Origin of the sequence: Anaerovorax odorimutans, assembly GCF_024459955.1 — a bacterium.
Classification (GTDB): domain Bacteria; phylum Bacillota; class Clostridia; order Peptostreptococcales; family Anaerovoracaceae; genus Hominibacterium; species Hominibacterium odorimutans_A.
This window is the reverse complement of record NZ_JANFXK010000241.1, coordinates 1-224: the sequence shown is the minus strand read 5'-3', so window position 1 is coordinate 224 and position 224 is coordinate 1. Positions and strand designations below refer to the sequence as shown.

Annotated in this window: 1 protein-coding gene; it reads right to left on the bottom strand. The window is 43.8% G+C overall.

All coding sequences use genetic code 11. The features are described 5' to 3' along the window. Positions 1 to 224 (bottom strand): ABC transporter permease subunit (locus tag NE619_RS18620; protein WP_420314520.1); only part of this gene is annotated, 224 nt, incomplete at both ends.

The window sequence follows — 224 nt, the reverse complement described above, 5'->3', positions numbered from 1 at the left end:
CAAACGCGCCGACACACATAAAGCCCGCATGTCCGAGGCTCAATTCTCCAAGTACGCCGACTACGAGGTTCAGCGACACAGCCATAATAATATAAATACAAAGCGGAACCATCAATCCTTCAAGAAGGCTGGAAATACTTCCGGCGTTGATCAGTGACTGCATGATCACAAATGCCGCGATAACAAGAGCATATGTGATGATATTATTTTTTGTAGTTTTTTTC